The sequence below is a fragment of the Paenibacillus sp. MZ04-78.2 genome (genome assembly GCF_024213375.1).
Lineage (GTDB): Bacteria > Bacillota > Bacilli > Paenibacillales > NBRC-103111 > Paenibacillus_G.
Genome location: NZ_JANAVJ010000067.1, coordinates 1 through 14601, shown reverse-complemented (window position 1 = coordinate 14601; position 14601 = coordinate 1). Strand labels below are relative to the sequence as shown.

The following is a 14601-nucleotide window of genomic DNA, read 5'->3' as shown; positions in this document are numbered from 1 at the left end:
ACCTCCCGTTCAAGATACCTTCATTTTCTCATGAGCTTGAGGTTCTTGAAAGGTGGTGAGTATTTGACGCTCACAAAACAACAGAGGGATTGATCGTTTGAATAATTATCCTCTAACAAGCGGCGAGATGCAACAGATTATGGAGCAGATCACGACACTTCGTACGCCTTTGAAATTAAACGGATTTATCAATGGTAGAACTGTAGCCGTTATTCGAGATAATCCTGACGACATTCTGCACTTCGGGAAAGAAGTCAGCCTCAAAATTTACGACCGCCGTGAAATCGCTGCCGGACAAAGCCGTTATCAGATTGCACAACAGCCTAAATATAAGAGCAAGTCCAAGATATTAAATGATCGCCGCGGCGACTTGATGCTCTTGATCAACGGTATGCCGGTTATTCATATCGAGCTGAAGCGCAACGGCGTTTCGGTCAGCCAGGCTTATAATCAAATCGAAAAATACTCCGATGAAGGGATTTTCACCGGATTATTTTCACTGATTCAAATATTTGTTGCTATGGAACCGGCAGAAACCGTTTATTTCGCCAATCCAGGAATGGACGGAAAGTTCAATAAAGATTTCTATTTTCACTGGGCAGATTTTAATAACGAGCCTATTAATGATTGGAAAACGATTGCGTCTTCACTACTTTCCATTCCAATGGCACACCGGCTTATCGGCTTTTACACTGTCGCCGATGACACCGATGGCGTATTGAAAGTCATGCGTAGTTATCAATACTATGCAGCAAATGCGATTTCTGACCGTGTTTCCAAAACCAACTGGGACGGTCGAGATAGGCTTGGCGGATATGTTTGGCATACCACAGGGTCTGGCAAGACGATGACAAGTTTTAAGTCGGCGCAATTGATTGCAAACTCCAAAGATGCCGATAAAGTCATCTTCCTAATGGACAGAATTGAACTTGGAACTCAGTCCTTAAAAGAGTATCGCGGTTTTGCAGATGAAAATGAGTCCGTTCAGGCAACGGAAGATACGATTGTATTAATTTCAAAACTAAAAAGCGACGACCCGGCCAATACACTTATCGTCACATCTATTCAGAAAATGAGCAATATCAAGGACGAAGAAGACGGATTAAATGCTCATGATATTAAGATAATGAATTCCAAGAGAATTGTTATTATTGTCGATGAGGCGCATCGCACTACCTTTGGAGATATGCTCCAAAATATTAAGGATTCTTTTCCGTCTGCTGTTTTCTTTGGATTTTCAGGAACACCCATTCAGGATGAAAACCAGAAAAACATGAACACTACCTCGACTATCTTCGGTAACGAGTTGCACAGGTACAGCATTGCCGACGGGATTCGTGATAAAAATGTTCTTGGATTTGATCCTTATAAAGTGTTGACCTACAGAGATCGGGATATTCGGCAGGCTGTTGCTTTGGAGCGGGCAAAAGCCTCTACTGTTGAAGAAGCTCTAGCTGATCCTGATAAGAGCGAAGTCTTTTATAAATATATGAATTCCTCTCAAGTAAAAATGGCGGGCTATATCGGTAATGATGGAAAGTATGTGTATGGTATAGAGGACTATTTGCCAAAATCCCAATATCAAAGGGAAGAACATCGGAGTACGGTTATTCGTGACATTGCAGATAACTGGATGACATTAAGCCATAATAGCAAGTTTCATGCAATCTTTGCTACAAGCAGCATTCCGGAGGCGATCCGCTATTACCGAATAATAAAACAAGCCATACCCACATTAAAGGTTACCTGCTTGTTTGACCCAAGCATCGACAATAAAGGCGGAGTAGCATTCAAAGAGGATGGTCTTGTTGAAATCATCGGGGATTATAACGTCAGATACAAACAGGAATTTAGTCTGAAGAGATACGACCAGCTGAAAAAGGACATTGCTGCAAGACTTGCTCACAAAAAGCCATATCAATTTATTGAGAGAACACCCGAAATGCAGCTTGATCTTCTGATTGTAGTCAACCAGATGCTTACAGGCTTCGATTCCAAGTGGATTAACACGCTATATATGGATAAGATGCTTGAATACGAAAATATCATTCAGGCATTCTCGCGCACCAATCGTTTGTTCGGCCCGGAAAAGCCTTTTGGAACGATAAGATACTACAGGTATCCGCATACAATGGAGCAAAACATCGAAAAAGCTGTGAAGACCTATTCTGGCGATAAGCCAATTGGATTGTTTGTAGAACGGCTTGAGTATAACTTAAACAAGCTGAATGCAATTTTTGATGATATCAGTGAACTGTTCGCTCGTTCTGGGATTCCGAACTTTGAAAAACTGCCGGATGATCGTTCGGAGCGCGGTAAATTTGCCTCGCTCTTCAAATCATTCAATGACTATCTGGAAGCTTCAAAAATTCAAGGTTTTAAGTGGAATCAATCAACTTACCCGTTCAGCCATGGCAGTGGTAAGCCAAAGACTCGAGTCGATATGAAACTGGATGAAAATACTTATTTGGTTCTGGCTATGCGGTATAAAGAGCTGTTCGGCGGCGGCGGCGGGGGTGGCGGCGACGATGTTCCTTTCGAGATCGTTGGTTACCTGACGGAGATTGATACCGGGAGAATCGATTCAGATTATATGAACTCGCGTTTTGAAAAGTTTCAGAGAATTCTTACTCAAGATAATGTAGATGAAGTTGAAATACGGAAGACGCTTGATGATCTGCACAAGTCATTCGCTACATTGACGCAGGAAGAACAAAAGTATGCAAATATCTTTCTTCACGATGTTGAAAGCGGAAATGCCAAGATGGAAAGTGGTAAAACTTTCAGGGAATACGTCACTGAATATCAATTCAGAGCAAAGAATGACCAAATCAGGCGTGTTTCACGATTCTTAGGGGTGGATGAAAGGAAGCTCCGCAATCTGATGGCTGCAAATGTAACTGAGGCAAGCATCAACGAATTCGGTCGTTTTGATGATTTGAAGGCCTCCGTAGACAAAGCCAAGGCAAAGGATTATTTTGAGAAATTAGAAAACACTAATATACCGATCTTTAAGATCAACATAAAAGTACATAATTTGCTCCAGGAGTTCGTTCTTAAAGATGGGTTTGATATTGAAGAGCGGGAGATTAAAAATGAGTGACGACCAACTCTTTGGAGGCAATACTTTCATGACAAAGCAAATCATTTAAATTTTATAATATAGCATTGGTGTTGTTATGTAACCATTGCCTTTTGTACTATGATCCAGATGAATAGGAGCCCATAAAGGGAATTACCATTCATCTGGATCTCCGTCGTTATTATTAATGGATAAATAAAAAATATTGCTGATTAGTTTAACAGACCGAAACTTGTTGTTTAAATTCATGGACTTCTCACGAGTTATGATAATAACCTCTTGGCGGATTGACGGATCAGCGATTTCTGCTTCTATACTTTGATTCGAAATGATCGCCTTATACACTTGTCGGCCAGACACGAAGAACACCGGACATACACTAATAAAGTCCGTCTTCACGTAAATCGCGATGACGATCAGTACAATTGCAATGGTGACCATTAGGTTTATTCCCGATGCTTGATCTATGGAGACTAATGGTAGCAGTAATGTCATTAAGAAAAATGAATAGTCATTCACACTTAAACGTTCATATTTTCTGACTGACACATTCATACCTATTTCCCTAGCCCGTAATTGACGATCATAACCGCTGAAAAGCCACATGGCAACTAGGCGGTAGATGAGCAGTGATATGATGATTATCCCCGATATAACCAATACATCAAAGACCGTTTTATTTATATGTTTAGCCAACCATGTTGCCCAATTCGTTTGCTTGAAGAAGTCGTTACTGTCGACAAATCTGTAAATCATAATAAGGACTAAGGGAAGGTAGGCTGTCGCCCATAGAATGACCTGTTCACGCTTGCCCCACATATTTCTCTCCCTCCCAAAGAGGACTTACATACCTCCTAAGAATTATTCTTCGTAAGCAACCGCTACCTTAAAGTCTTCGGTTACGAATGACTTTACGATCTTATCAGCAAAGAAATGTAATAGTGCCCTGGGGGAAGCATCCTCTTTAAAGATAATCTTACGATTATCCAGATCAATGTATTCGAACAATTCCCAAATGGTGCTGTACTTCTTCTTATACCGTTCCTGCTCAGCTTGATCCACAGGAAGGTTCGCTTTGATTTGCGACAGTTCAGTACATCTAGCCTCAAAATTGGTCTGAATAGCCGTTAAGGTGTCGCGTTTAATTTGAGCTAACCCCCGTGAGTGGATATACCTTTTACAGGACTCCTCGAACTTCCCCTTGTTCGAATCCTCACCATCAAAGAACGGCATTGAAATAATCTCCGTCAAGTTCCGATCTCGCTGTTCATTAATATGATCACGGTAATCAAAAGCGAACTCGAAATTCCGGACATTTATAATGAAGATAAAATCTCCGATAATAAAGAAGTCGATGTTACCCCCTATATCGACTATGGTATCCTCGGCAAAGACAAATTGATTAGCATTCTTGAAGACCATCAATTTCTTTGATGAACGCATGCTGTTTTTCTTAACCCCTCGGTAATAACAAAAATACGCATCTTGCTCACTTAGAGTTAGCTTCACCATTTGAAAGCTGGTATGCTTTTCAGGATACTCAGGATCAGGAGTGCGTAATGCTGTGGTCAACTTTCTAACTTTATCTAAAAGACCTTGATTCTCAGATAGCTCAAACCTTGCAATACGGTCATTTATCTTGATTTCATGGTTATAGTTCCCGACTAGAAAAACCTTGCTTCCGGTATCGTCAACTTCCTTCAACCCCTGCAAGGTCTTAATGATACTTTTCTTGACCCACTTTATAACATCTGGCGCAAGTTGAATACCTGAGGATTGATAAAAAGAATCGGCTTCCTTTTGCATTCTTACAAGGTGGAAAGACAGATCGACGTTATTCAAAGATTCGTCCGTCAACTCCAGATTACTAATTTTATAAATGATATTATCAGCGTGGTTTAAATCCATCCTTCATCGCCTCCACACATTAATATTTCGACAAAAGGAAAGGATTTCCTCCATTATATTTGCCGAATCATGTTGAAATGTGATAAGGATTGACACAGAATGCGAAGGAAATGTTAGCACACAAGCTTATATTGTTAAAGTATTATAGAACAGCACAGTCATTATATAACTGATAGTTTAGCGTTCGAGTAATGTGCCATTACGATAAGGGCTTCTACATGTTAACACTGTGCTGATCAATAGAAATTCAGTAGGTTACCGATTAAAATAATAATTTCTTTCTTAAAGTCCATAATGGCACAGAACTTGGAACAACGTAAATGTCAAATGCGCTTGGGAACAAAATGTTCATCATCGATTTCGTATCACACTAAGATATAGACGCAAATTTTGTTTCACAAGTTAGTAACACACGAAGTAGCCCTCAGGCCCGTTAACACTGATCCCGGCAGATCGCCTCCAGAGTGGAGGTGATGCTCATGCAATTTTCGTTGACAGAAGTGATCATGCTAGGCTTGTTTTTACTGGCCCTGCTCACATATCTGAAAAAACAAAAATAACCCGCCCAGGTTAGCGCCAAGGGAACGGATTATTTTCTCTAACTTCTATGGAGGTTTCCCACTCAAAATTTTGTGCAGGGAGTCGGATGGCCGTCCGGCTCCTTTTTCTATCCTAATCATAACACGACTATTTCATTCATGCAATTTACCTTTCGCCGAAATCCATTCATTTCCCATCGATATTGAACTCCTCTCCCATTAATACCAAAAGCAACAACCATCCTTCGTAAAACTGACGATGCCCCCGACTTCCATCCCTACTGCCTTGTTCCAACAAATAATTTATTGTCAGAGAGTCCGATTTTGCTTGAAAAATGAAATGAATAGTAGAGGGAAAAGTTTCGTTGCCCTCCCTGCCCCTTGAAAATTTCATACGTTCTAATCCGGTACATTCCCCGCACACCTATATATAGGTAAGCCAATTTGCAGGTGCGCCATGACCACTTTGCCTGTTCTTTTTCCAGTATACGCTGGTGGAGAGATGGCGGAGAGCGAGCGATTTCTCCATGCAATTGTAAATGGTGGTTCCATTTATGGCGACGATCATGCGGAGGGATAATGATACTTCCGTCCAGCCACAGCCATCGCAATGGGGGCGGCTTCCAGCGATCCTGGGAGAGGTGAGAATCCTATGAGAACGGCGACACCACCGTTCATCGGATTGGATAATTAAGCGAGAAACCAAAACAGAGGCGGAGTGCAGAGATGTGCATGATGCCTGTAGCGCATCTCTGCTTTTCGCTGTTTCTTGAAACGTAGGTGAACCGTATGGGAGGTTAGTTTATGCAGCATAAGGTAATTCGATATAGCATGCAAATCGCGATGCTGAGACAATTGTTAGCTTTGTCGCTGATAAACGAGCATGAGTTTTATGTATTAAAAAACAAAACCATGAGAGACTATGGTATCCAATCTGACCTTACCTCTTAATTCGCACCTTTGTTAATCAAACGAAAATTTATTACGCTGTAAGCGTCATAAATGCGAATCAAAGGAGGAGCTCATCATGTCTATTGCAGTTGAAGTCATTAAGGCAAACCGAAAACTGTCAGATCGCACAGGAGGAAAATCGGAATTTCTTCGTGTTGCTCCGTATGCCAGAGTGAGTACAGACACCGAAGAACAGTTAAGCAGCTATAAATCGCAAGTTTCATATTATACGGAAATGATTAATCAACGCAGCGATTGGATGTTGGTTGACATCTATGCGGATGAAGCCATTACGGGAACACAGGTAAAGAAGCGCGATGACTTTCAACGGTTAATTTCCGATTGTTTAAATGGAAAGATTGATATGGTCATAACCAAATCCATATCGAGATTCGCAAGAAATACAGTAGATACGTTAAGGCACGTTCGGATGCTTAAAGAAAAAAATGTTGCCGTTTTTTTTGAAAAAGAAAATATCAATACCCTTACAATGGACGGTGAATTGTTACTCACCATTTTGAGTTCTGTCGCGCAGCAAGAAGTTGAGAATATCTCATCGAACGTCAAAAGAGGACTAAAGATGAAGATGAGCCGCGGCGAACTGGTAGGCTTTCAAAGCTGTCTTGGATATGACTACGACCCTGTTACGAAGCGGATAACGATTAACGAAGATGAGGCTGAAATTGTACGTTGCATTTTTGATCGTTATATTTCGGGCATTGGAGCGTATATGATTGCGAAAGAATTGACTGAATTGGAACGCAAAACAAAACGTGGAAATATCGAATGGTGTGATACAAGCGTTTTAGGTATCATTAAGAATGAGAAGTATAAGGGAGACGTTCTTCAAGGAAAGACCTTTACGCTCGACCCTATCTCTAAACGAAGACTTGATAACCGTGGAGAAGAAGATCAGTATTATATCAAAAATCATCACGAGCCAATTGTCACCGAGGAAGTTTTTGAAAAGGCACAAGATATACTTCATCGTCGTGGGGAAATTCGTAACAAGCTGGAAGCAGGCGGAAAACGAGAAAAATACAGTAGAAAATTTGCTTTCAGCAGCATGCTGGAATGTGCCTTCTGCGGCGGTCATTTTTCGCGGCGGAGCTGGAATAGCGGGACAACGCATGAAAAGACGATTTGGCAATGTTCTACCAATACGAAGAAGGGAAAGAAATATTGTCCTCATAGCAAGGGGATTGAAGAAAAGATTGTTGAAGGTGCTTTTGTTGAGACGTACAATTTAGTTTGTGACAACCATAAAGATGTGTTGGACGAGCTTTTAGTAAGAGCGGAATCTGCCCTGATCGAGCAGAACAGCCAAAAACAGTTGACTAAAATCATTAACGAAATTCAGGCTCTTGAGAATAAGCGTTGCAATTTGATCGACTTGCATCTGGATGACAAGATAGATCGTCCAACATATGAGCGTAAGTATGCAGAACTTGAATCGCTCTTGAACGAACTGCTTGACGAAAGAGCGAAATTAGAGGAAGCTGCACAAGATGAAGTCGATGTTGAGAAAAGGATAACCCATTTTCGCCAAGTGCTTCGGTCGAATGCGGTTCTGCCTACGTTTGATCGAAGCGTACTTGAAAGTGTTGTCGATAAAATCCTGGTTGGAGAAAATTGTGATGATTGCAGCATTAATCCGTACAAACTAACGTTTATATACAAAACAGGCTTTAAGAGCAGTGTCCAAGCCCAGATGAAGAGCCAGAATCAAAAAAAGTCTTCATTAAATGAGGGGAGTGATCCATGTTCCTATTCCCAGCACAACACATATTGAGAGTGTTTGTTCCTTGATTTATAAGGGTATATAAGGGAATAGAGTAGGCTTTAAGGGGATTTGGGGACGAAATGGGGACACGAGCAATTTCGCGTCCCCATTTCAATGCTATTTGATGTTTGTCGGATACATTTGCATCTGATGAAGGTCGATGATCATATTGCCGCTTTTAAGAATGTCTAATCCGATTAGGCCGTTAATGTAGTTGATGTCCTCATTGAACACTCCGAAAATGTACACGTAATACTCTCTTAATTCTTCCAACATAGAAGGTGGGAGGGAAACCTTTCGTTTTGAAGCTTTTGTTTTAGGTTCCTTCACATGGGTAACACCTCCTGGAGACATAGAAACGCTTTGTGTAATGATGGAACGCCTGTTCTCCATTCGATGTGATGCCACTCTAGTCCAAGTAATTCGCAGCGGCGCAATCCTGTAGTAAGCGCGAGGGTTATCATCGCTCGCCAATGGATTGGTTCATTCTGCAAAGCGACAAGTAACTGCTGGACTTCATTCTCGTCATACGGGATGACTTCTTTATGTTTAACGACTGGTTTCTTAATATTTGCGAACGGGTTATGCTTGATAAGCTTCCACTCCACGGTGCGTGAGAATATATTTTTTATATTTTTAAGAACTCGATGGTTGATCTCAATCGTCCCCGTTGACAAGTATAACCCAAACGTTTGCCTTCCTTAGACAATGAGTCCTAAAAGCTCACAATGTGAAGCGGATTGATTTGATCTAGTCTTAGATGACCGAACGTTGATGATATGATGGCAGAGATTGACGATCTGATAGGGAACCATTATGACTTTATTCTGTCTGAGGGGGATGACGGCCCTTATGCATGGGAAATCTATCAGTATACGAACAAACTGAGGGGTCTGCAAAAACGTATTCTTACTTGGCGACCTCATCGTAAAACACTATATTGGGTTACTGCCGATCATGGCAATTATGGTGAACTGGGTGAAGATGCGGAAGAAGTCTATCATAAGATTTGCACGGATTTGTATTTGACTGGGTACGAAGAGTTCATCCTCTATGTGGTTGAACATCATCAACATCCCTACCATTGGAGACTGAATTATGTGTTCGATAATTTGGAAATGGCCAAAGAGGCGTATGAGATATTAAGGTTGGTTTGTGAAAATCACGGAGTCGATACTTCGATTGTGGAAACTCATAAATGTGAGGCGCATTGTGTGGATATATTAGAGGCTGATGCAGATACGTATATCAATGGTTGGTTTTACTGTTATTCCTGTAAGGAATCTGGGGATCATGGGATATTTACGCAACAAGAATTGAAGGTCGAGCTTAAATATTATGAGGAGCATGAAGAGGAACGACAAGATGTAATCTATGAGCGTAGGGATTGGTGTATGCCTTAAAAGAGGAAAATTAGGCGGACGTGTAGAACATATGAGGTTTCATTGCCGACACGGGTATTCCTGCTGGAATAAGCCCTAAGAACTAAAATGATGTTATAATAAAAAAATAGATGCTTAAATTTGTCGGATGCAGAAGCTTTATCGAAATTAGGTGAATACATGATTACAAAGTATCATGCCAAATACTATGCAAATATATTGACCCAGAAATCCATCGGAGGGAGTATTGATAGTATCTCTCAGTCATTGCTTAATGCAGCAGTGGATATTAATCCGCATCAGATTGAAGCTGCATTGTTTGCATTTCGTTCTCCATTATCAAAAGGGGTCATTTTAGCGGATGAAGTTGGCTTGGGTAAAACTATTGAAGTTGGTCTTGTCATCTGTCAGACTGGGCAACGGGAAAGCGGAAAATTGTCATTGTATGTCCAGCTGCATTACGTAAGCAATGGAGTTATGAACTAACGGATAAATTCGGCATAGATAATGAAGTGATGGACACCAAGAATTACAACGGATATATGCGTTGTGGTAAAGCACCGTTTGGTCAAAAAAGGGCAATAATCTGCTCCTATAATTTTGCAGCCAGAAAAAAAGATGAAATCAAACTTCATGGTTTTGATTTGGCAGTTATTGATGAAGCCCATAAGTTACGGAATGTATACAAAAAAAGCAGCAAGACAGCTCAAGCAGTGAAGGATGCGTTTGATAAAGTAAAGAAGCTCTTGCTTACTGCTACTCCATTCCAAAACTCACTTATGGAATTGTATGGTTTGACAAGCGTGATTGATGAGAATATATTCGGCGATAGTCGATCATTCAGAGCGGAATATGTAATTGAAGAGAATTACACTGAATTACAGCAGCGTATGTCGCCTTATTATAAGCGAACCCTTCGCTCTGATGTGAAAGAGTACATAAATTATACCAAACGATTGCCTTTGACCCAACAATTTGAGGCAACCGACTCGGAGCAGCAGTTGTATGAAGATATTTCTGAATTTTTGCGTAGCGATAATATTTATTCCGTCCCAACAAGGCAAAAAATGTTGACGACTATGATGATACGTAAAATTTTGGCTTCGTCCACATATGCTTTGATTGGCACTCTTATCACGATTAAAGATCGCCTTGAAAAATTGTTAACCGATGAGGAATATAAGCAAATTCAAATAGAGGACATATTAGATGAAGATGAATAGGGGATGCTGGATGAGGAAATAGAAGATGATGAGACTGATGATAGTGAACTAGACAAAGCGAATCAGATTGATAGAAAAGCACTTGTTGGTGAAATTGAAATAATTAAAGGATTTATTGCAAGTGCTTTGAAAATAAAGCATGATTCAAAATCTGATGCGCTTTTAAAAGCTCTCGAAAGTTCATTTGCCCAATTGCCGCTAATCGTAAAGCTTTAATATTCACTGAGTCAACAAGAACGCAAAGCTATTTGAAAGAATTTCTTGAAGAGAACGGATACCGAGGTAAAATTGTTATTTTTAACGGTTCTAATAGTGATAAAGAGTCTAATGCTATTTATTGTGATTGGTGCGAGAGGAATGCACATAAAGGGGTTCTAAGTGGTATTCAAGCAGTTGATAGGCGAATGGCTCTCGTAGAATATTTTAGAGATACTGCAGAAATAATGATTGCTACTGAAGCCGCGGCAGAAGGCCTTAACCTTCAATTCTGTTCACTGATCGTGAACTATGACTTGCCCTGGAATCCACAGCGAATAGAACAACGCATTGGCCGTTGTCATCGTTATGGGCAAAGAAGTGATGTTGTTGTAGTGAATTTTGTGAATCAAAGGAATTATGCGGATTTGCGTGTTTACAATCTGCTAATGGACAAATTTTATCTATTCAATGATGTTTTTGGTGCATCTGATGAAATACTCGGACAAACCGATGGGATCGACTTCGAAAAACGAATATTGCAAATTTATCAAGAGTGTCGAACCGAAAAAGAAAATAACAATGCTTTTGAACAGTTGCAGCAAGATATGCAGAAAGAGATTGATGAACGGTTGAAAGAAACGAAATCTCAAGTACTGCAAAATTTCGATATTGATGTTCAAGAACGATTGAAATTAGCAAAGGAGCAGGCAGGAGCTTTTCTTAATAGATACGAACACATTTTTTGGGAATTGACTAAGTTCGTTTTGGCAGATCATGCAGTTTTTGATGATCTTAAACATTCTTTTGTTTTGACGAAAGTTGTTGCAGGATGCAAGCTAGGCAAATACGACTTGTTGTCGAAAGTTACGGATGGCATTCCGTACCGCTTATCCCATCCCTTAGCTCAATATGTCGTCAATAAAGCATTGGATCTTGATCTTGAAAGCGGAAAGATAATTTTTGAGCAAGGAAAAAATGCGCTAAAGATAACACTACCAGAAAGTATGAGGAACGCAACTGGATACATGGTACTATCAACTTTGGATGTTTCGGCATTCGATATTGAGCAATATAGTCTGTTTACTGCTTATACCGAGACAGGACACTTCCTGACGCAGGAGGACTGTGAAAAACTGTTTCTATGTGCCGGAACCGTAGTTTCTCCGACTGTAAACATTGATAGTACAGTGCTTCGGAAGCTTAAAAGTAATTCTGAGCAGCATGTTAAAAGCAAGCTCAGTGAGATTGATTCTCGAAATCTCAATTACTTCCGAGAAGAAGAAGAGAGGATATTCCGTTGGGAAAGGGACTTAATTGATAATATTGAGCGTGAATTAGACACCATTAAACGGCAGATTCGTGAACAGGAACGTCTGTCAAGACACGCTACAAACTTAGAAGAGAAGGCAACCATAACACGCAAAATTGATGAACTTGAACGATTGAAGAGGCGCAAACGTAATGAACTGGCTGATCGTGAGGATGAGATTGGAGAACGACGGCGCGAAATGATTGCAGAGCTAGATAAGCGAATGGTGAAACAAACAACTACGGATAATGTATTCATCATCGAGTGGCAAGTAAATTAAATCGAAAGAGGTAAAAATGATGTCGGAAAAACTACAGAAATTCACTGATTTGATGCAGGGGATCTTTGAATTGGACAAGTCTGATTTAGACTTTGGAATCTATCGTATCATGAATATTCGGAAAGCTGAAATTGAGAAATTTTTGAAGGTAGATCTGATCCGAAAGGTACAAGATACTCTCGCACCATTTGCCTCCAATACGGGCGATATTGAAGCTCGTATTGCAGAAATAGAAAAAGCTTGTGATGCTGTTGGCATGGAAGTATCTGCAAGCAAAATGGCAGATGAATATGCTTCACTTAAAACTCAGTTGCTTGCTGGCGTGGATATGTCTGCATTGGAAAGTGATGTTTATTCTGCTCTTTATAGCTTCTTCAATCGTTATTATGACGAAGGAGATTTCATTTCTAAACGCCGCTATAAGGAAGGCGTATATGCTATTCCTTATGAAGGCGAGGAAGTGAAGTTATACTGGGCAAATCAAGATCAATATTACATAAAGACAACTGAAAACTTTAAGGATTATACCTTCAAAGATGGTGGATTGACGGTACATTTTCGGCTTGTTGATGCAACAACAGAGCAAAATAATAATAAGGAAAGCGACGACAACAAACGTGTTTTCATGCTCTATGAAGAAACTGAAGAACGGCCTGATCTGAAGACCATTGAGCCAAATGGTAATGAGCTAATTATTCGATTTGTATTTGATGTTCCGAAAGATAAAAAGAAAAAATATGCAGAAGAAAATGCAGCAAAAGTCGTGGACGCAATCACTAAGAAATATAAGGAATTCTTCCCGATCATTGCTCCACGGTTTATGGATTCTAAAACAAAGAAACAAACGAAATCTTTGCTGGACAAGCATTTGGATGCTTATGTTGCTAAAAATACCTTCGATTACTTCATTCATAAAGACTTGCATGGTTTCTTAACTCGTGAACTAGATTTCTATATCAAGAGCGAGATTATTCATCTTGATGACTTGGATACGCCGAATGAAAAACGAGTGGAAACTTATCTTGCCAAAGTTAAGGCTATTAAGCGTGTAGGTAAAATTATTATTGATTTTCTAGCTCAAATTGAGGATTTTCAAAAGAAGTTGTGGCTGAAAAAGAAGTTTGTCATTGAAACGAATTGGTGCATTACTCTTGATAAGATTGATGAAGGTTTCTATCCGGAGATTATTAAGAATAAGGCACAGGTACAGGAATGGATAGATATGTATGCTATCGATGAAATCGAAGGCGATTTGTCAACGGTAGGATATAGCGAACCATTAACCGTTGATTTCATGCGCCAAAATCAGAATTTAATTGTGGATACAAAGCATTTTACAGTAGATTTCAAGGAACGACTTATTGCAACGATAGACAGTATAGATGAGCATACGGATGGCTTATTAATTCATAGTGAAAATTTTCAGGCGGTATCCTTTCTTCAAACAAAATATAATAAAGGGATAAAAAGTATTTATATTGATCCGCCATACAATGCAGATGCTTCGACTATTCTTTACAAAAACGGTTTTAAGCATTCATCGTGGATAAGTTTAATAGAAAATCGCTTGTGTATAGCAGCTAATTTATTGAGAAATGATGGAATGGTTTGCCTGACTATTGACGACTATGAGAAAGACTTTGCATCTATATTAATTTCTGAGATTTTTGGATCAGAGAATGTTCAAGGTATCGCATCTATCAGAAATAATCCGCAGGGACGTTCAACTGTTAAAGGATTTGCTGTTAATCATGAATATGCAATTTTCAGTGGTGTTAGCGAGCAACTAAAATCAGTAGGAAGATTGGGACACTCACAAAAGCAAAAAGACCGTTATTCAGAAATAGATGAAATCGGCAATGCTTACCTCGTGAGCGTCAAATACTCACCACCTTTCAAGAACCTCAAGCTCATGAGAAAATGAAGGTATCTTGAACGGGAGGTTG

At 39.9% G+C, this 14601-nt stretch carries 12 protein-coding genes; 8 read left to right on the top strand and 4 right to left on the bottom strand.

The window, feature by feature from the left end; all coding sequences use genetic code 11:
• Window positions 1–139 precede the first annotated feature (139 nt).
• Window positions 140–3103 carry a type I restriction endonuclease subunit R, EcoR124 family gene (locus tag NLX71_RS24995; RefSeq protein WP_254366491.1) on the top strand — a complete coding sequence of 988 codons (2964 nt, stop codon included), beginning with the start codon at window positions 140–142 and terminating at the stop codon, window positions 3101–3103.
• A 132-nt stretch (window positions 3104–3235) separates the two neighbouring features.
• On the opposite strand, the gene NLX71_RS24990 is transcribed toward NLX71_RS24995, so the two are convergent.
• Together NLX71_RS24990 and NLX71_RS24985 are read right to left on the bottom strand one after the other, a co-directional pair.
• Entirely contained in the window at window positions 3236–3901 is a 666-nt protein-coding gene (locus tag NLX71_RS24990; protein ID WP_254366490.1) for a hypothetical protein, read from the bottom strand.
• Window positions 3902–3943: 42 nt separating this feature from the next.
• On the bottom strand, window positions 3944–4990 hold the full coding sequence (locus NLX71_RS24985) for a Kiwa anti-phage protein KwaB-like domain-containing protein (RefSeq protein WP_254366489.1): 1047 nt from the start codon (window positions 4988–4990) through the stop codon (window positions 3944–3946).
• A 1566-nt stretch (window positions 4991–6556) separates the two neighbouring features.
• On the opposite strand from NLX71_RS24985, the gene NLX71_RS24975 reads away from it, so the two are divergent.
• On the top strand, window positions 6557–8272 hold the full coding sequence (locus tag NLX71_RS24975; RefSeq protein ID WP_254366487.1) for a recombinase family protein: 1716 nt from the start codon (window positions 6557–6559) through the stop codon (window positions 8270–8272).
• Window positions 8273–8380: 108 nt separating this feature from the next.
• Here NLX71_RS24975 and NLX71_RS26725 read toward each other — a convergent pair whose 3' ends face one another.
• Both NLX71_RS26725 and NLX71_RS27195 read right to left on the bottom strand, forming a co-directional pair.
• A complete protein-coding gene (locus tag NLX71_RS26725; protein ID WP_302058441.1) occupies window positions 8381–8512 on the bottom strand; it encodes a hypothetical protein in 132 nt (43 codons plus the stop codon).
• 77 nt (window positions 8513–8589) lie between these two features.
• Window positions 8590–8871 carry a site-specific integrase gene (locus NLX71_RS27195; RefSeq protein WP_375377964.1) on the bottom strand — a complete coding sequence of 94 codons (282 nt, stop codon included), beginning with the start codon at window positions 8869–8871 and terminating at the stop codon, window positions 8590–8592.
• 171 nt (window positions 8872–9042) lie between these two features.
• On the opposite strand from NLX71_RS27195, the gene NLX71_RS24970 reads away from it, so the two are divergent.
• The 6 genes from NLX71_RS24970 (at window position 9043) to NLX71_RS24945 (ending at window position 14579) form a co-directional block, all read left to right on the top strand.
• A complete protein-coding gene (locus NLX71_RS24970; protein ID WP_254366486.1) occupies window positions 9043–9666 on the top strand; it encodes a hypothetical protein in 624 nt (207 codons plus the stop codon).
• Between the two features lie 120 nt (window positions 9667–9786).
• Complete coding sequence (locus NLX71_RS24965; RefSeq protein WP_254366485.1) at window positions 9787–10131, top strand: hypothetical protein; 345 nt, start codon at window positions 9787–9789, stop codon at window positions 10129–10131.
• Window positions 10050–10868 carry an SNF2-related protein gene (locus NLX71_RS24960; protein ID WP_302058442.1) on the top strand — a complete coding sequence of 273 codons (819 nt, stop codon included), beginning with the start codon at window positions 10050–10052 and terminating at the stop codon, window positions 10866–10868. Before NLX71_RS24965 ends, NLX71_RS24960 begins: the two co-directional genes overlap by 82 nt.
• 3 nt (window positions 10869–10871) lie before the next feature.
• Window positions 10872–11084 carry a hypothetical protein gene (locus tag NLX71_RS24955; protein ID WP_254366484.1) on the top strand — a complete coding sequence of 71 codons (213 nt, stop codon included), beginning with the start codon at window positions 10872–10874 and terminating at the stop codon, window positions 11082–11084.
• Window positions 11085–11116: 32 nt separating this feature from the next.
• Window positions 11117–12655 carry a helicase-related protein gene (locus NLX71_RS24950; protein ID WP_254366483.1) on the top strand — a complete coding sequence of 513 codons (1539 nt, stop codon included), beginning with the start codon at window positions 11117–11119 and terminating at the stop codon, window positions 12653–12655.
• A 16-nt stretch (window positions 12656–12671) separates the two neighbouring features.
• Window positions 12672–14579 carry a DNA methyltransferase gene (locus NLX71_RS24945; RefSeq protein WP_254366482.1) on the top strand — a complete coding sequence of 636 codons (1908 nt, stop codon included), beginning with the start codon at window positions 12672–12674 and terminating at the stop codon, window positions 14577–14579.
• Window positions 14580–14601 lie beyond the last annotated feature (22 nt).

What these genes read in the sequence shown, in the direction of transcription:
- NLX71_RS24985 (WP_254366489.1), bottom strand. Translation starts at nt 4,990, where the DNA reads ATGGATTTAAACCACGCTGATAATATCATTTATAAAATTAGTAATCTG.
- NLX71_RS24995 (WP_254366491.1), top strand. Translation starts at nt 140, where the DNA reads ATGGAGCAGATCACGACACTTCGTACGCCTTTGAAATTAAACGGATTT.
- NLX71_RS24945 (WP_254366482.1), top strand. Translation starts at nt 12,672, where the DNA reads ATGATGTCGGAAAAACTACAGAAATTCACTGATTTGATGCAGGGGATC.
- NLX71_RS24955 (WP_254366484.1), top strand. Translation starts at nt 10,872, where the DNA reads ATGCTGGATGAGGAAATAGAAGATGATGAGACTGATGATAGTGAACTA.
- NLX71_RS24990 (WP_254366490.1), bottom strand. Translation starts at nt 3,901, where the DNA reads ATGTGGGGCAAGCGTGAACAGGTCATTCTATGGGCGACAGCCTACCTT.
- NLX71_RS24970 (WP_254366486.1), top strand. Translation starts at nt 9,043, where the DNA reads ATGATGGCAGAGATTGACGATCTGATAGGGAACCATTATGACTTTATT.
- NLX71_RS24975 (WP_254366487.1), top strand. Translation starts at nt 6,557, where the DNA reads ATGTCTATTGCAGTTGAAGTCATTAAGGCAAACCGAAAACTGTCAGAT.